The sequence below is a fragment of the Paenibacillus sp. Dod16 genome (assembly GCF_049893405.1).
In the GTDB taxonomy this organism is placed as follows: Bacteria; Bacillota; Bacilli; order Paenibacillales; family Paenibacillaceae; genus Paenibacillus_AQ.
This window is the reverse complement of sequence record NZ_JBNDYG010000105.1, coordinates 1-3,081: the sequence shown is the minus strand read 5'-3', so window position 1 is coordinate 3,081 and position 3,081 is coordinate 1. Positions and strand designations below refer to the sequence as shown.

The window sequence follows — 3,081 nt, the reverse complement described above, 5'->3', positions numbered from 1 at the left end:
GCTGAGCGATACCAATGGACATTAAAAAAGATGACCCCTGACGAATTCAGAGGCCATCTGCTTGCTAGTTAAGTCCAGGCTGTTTTTTATAAATCCTCCACAATTGGGGTCACAGTTCACCTTTAAGGCAGGAGCTAGGCTGCTTTCACATTAGTAACTCGATATGTTCTAGACTGCTTTTTCCAGCCACATTCATCGCATCGCGGCCCCGGCGGCAGCAAAGACCAGCATGAAATAAACGCAGACCCCTATCATATGATTGCGATTCCACTCCCGCCCCGGAGGCGACAATGCCGCCCGAAACGGCTGCCGCCATAGCTAGAATCGAAACCATCATCTGGTCTTTCCCTCTCTTTCGTACCTGCGGAACCGTACTGTGTGTGGTTGAAATTGAAATCGTGCGGGGAGCTAAGATTCCATAGGTAACGGCACTATGACCGTGCAGAACGTATCGATCTAATTACTCACATCTGTCGTATCATCCATCCGGGCAGCCCGCATCGGTGAGAACACGAACCAAATTCCGACTACAGCCAGTCCGGTGATAACAACGCCTAATGCTGTGCGAAATCCAAATACATCAGCGATGAAGCCACCCAGAGGCGCTCCAATAACGATCATACTGCGGTTGATAGACCTCATGGTGGCATTCATACGCCCATGCAAGTGTGGAGGTGTGATCGTCTGCCGGTAACCCATCTCAATCGGACCCTCAATACCTAATGCTAAACCATAAAACAGTTGCCCGAATCCGATCAAGAGGAAGGTCTGAATCAACAAATCACCGTTGTCAGTGGGTGGTGCCAGAACCATGAACAGGACCGCAGGTGCATACAAAAGTCTAGCAAACGTGATGCTGCGTCCAATTCCAAATCGCTTGCTCACCCGGGTTGATAACGTCGTGCCTATAACAGCGCCAATCCCTGCTGATGTCATGACAAGTCCCAGGGTTGACGCATGAAACCCTAATTCGGTGAGAGCGTACGTTACCAGCACCGTCCCCAGCATACTGTTAAATAGAAACCACGCATGGGTATTGAGTGCCAGCGTGCTGAGAAACGGATGCCGGTAGACCCAGCGCAATCCTTCCTTTATCAATTCAAGTATGCGTTCATTCGAGGCCTTTTCCGGTATGGGCTGATGTTTAATAAAAGCCATAACCAGCCCTGAAAACAGATACGAAGCTGCGTTAACCAAGATTGCAAACGGAGCCGTAACGATGGAGACTAATAAACCGGCAGCTGCGGGGCCGCTGGTTTCCGCAACGGCTGCGCTTTGCTCCAACCGCGCATAAGCGGACAATAACAACCTTCTCGACACGAGTTGGGGCACAATAGATTGAGATGCAGCATCATTGAATAACGACATCGCCCCGAAGAGTATCATGATGATCATCAGAATGCCCACATTGATTCCATCGAACAATGCCAGTAGGCATATCGCTACGAGCAAGATCCCCCGCCCCAGATCGGTCAGTACCAGGATGTTCCGACGACTGACGCGATCAATAATCACTCCCGCCACCAATCCCAGCAGCACATAGGGCAGCCACCTCGAGGAATTGATCCAGCCCACATCAACGGTGCTGCCTTCCAGATCAACCACCACCAGTACTTGGAGAGCGAGTGTGGTAATATACGTGCCAAAATATGAAATGGTGGAAGCTAACCAGAAAAATACGTAACTCTTATTCTTGGAAAGATTCACCTCTAACCTCCAACTGAGCGCCGTATTTTTCGGATTAATTGTATATTGGAGTCACTGCTGAATGAAGTCACGAGCGCTATAACTAGTTAAATTGTAGCATATCCGCAACAGATAGAGTCGTGCTCATTCCAATTCATTCCACGATAACCATCCGTCGACTTATCGATAGAATGAGTGTGTATGTTTCTTAACGTTCTACTCAAGGGAATTCGTCATGGCGCTGCCTTTAAAAATATCAAATCCGAGTTCCTCAAGAATCTTCACGGCATCTTCAACAGGCAATTTAGGGAGATGAAACTCATGATCGATGACCTCTCGCAGCTCGCTGAGATCGGATAAAATGCGCTTTTCTACCTTCCCGTTTGCATACCGGATACTCAGTACATTGTCGACCAGAGACAGCGAGCGCTGCTGGTCCAGTTGCCACAGCTGACAGCGTAATGAAGAGGTAAAGAGATCATTCGGTTGAAAATAGCTTGCAATGGCCGGCTGGAAATCATCGAATTGATACGTTACCCGCGTGTCGAATGACCAAACCAATTCTGTAATCAGCCAACCATCCGCATACCGATAATACGTATATGTTCCCGGTTCATCCCCTGGGCGCAATCTGACTTCAATCCCGGCATATTGGGAAACTTGCTCGGGATCGCTCTCCAAACGTACGGGTTCGAAAAAAGGGGCGGAGTTTCCGCAATCCACGTACACTTCTTCTTGCTCACCCGGGATCCGCACCAGTAACCCAACATGTCCCCCGCCCAGCAGCGCATACCGGGTTTCGAAACCAAGCTGGTTCAAGAGCTGATGAAGACTGCTGTTAATCATATAACAAGTGCCTCCCGCATTCAGCTGCCACAGCTGATCTACGAATCTCTTCTCATCCTGCTCCAATCTTCCTTTTTGATGATATTCCCGAAACTGCAGCAACGTGGTAATGTTCTCGAACGGTACACGCTGATGATGTGCGGTGCAAATTCCGGTTAAATATTCCAATGAAGCCTCCCTTATCGGGACTTGAATATATTGCAAATAGTTGTTTGCCCACTGAGGCAGTTGTCCTTGATTCTGCACAATGTTCACGCTCCCTTTTCCTCTGAATGTAAGGTATGCTCATTATTTTAAACATTCTACATATCATTACGTCATACCAATGACTGCACGATCTATACAAAAAAGGTCTTACCTATAGGTAAGACCTTCAGGCTGTCGAGAAAATCTCGACAGCTATTTTTCGCACATTTAATTCAACACGACACCGCGTTAATATTATATAATATTAGTAAATAAACCGTTCGGAAGGGTGTTAAATATGTTGCGTTCTAACCGAGAAAAACAGCAGTGTTGCGTTCTAACCGAGAAAAACAGCAGGCTTAC

Annotated in this window: 2 protein-coding genes; both read right to left on the bottom strand. The window is 47.7% G+C overall.

Features of this window, described 5'->3' with window-relative positions; all coding sequences use genetic code 11:
* Nucleotides 1-456: 456 nt before the first annotated feature.
* The gene (locus ACPV3A_RS37505) at nt 457-1,707 is read right to left on the bottom strand and encodes an MFS transporter (protein WP_426204976.1); all 1,251 of its coding nucleotides are present in this window, start codon (nt 1,705-1,707) and stop codon (nt 457-459) included.
* A 195-nt stretch (nt 1,708-1,902) separates the two neighbouring features.
* Nucleotides 1,903-2,787 (bottom strand): arylamine N-acetyltransferase, encoded by an 885-nt coding sequence (locus tag ACPV3A_RS37500; RefSeq protein WP_426204974.1) that lies wholly within the window; start codon nt 2,785-2,787, stop codon nt 1,903-1,905.
* Nucleotides 2,788-3,081: the final 294 nt, after the last annotated feature.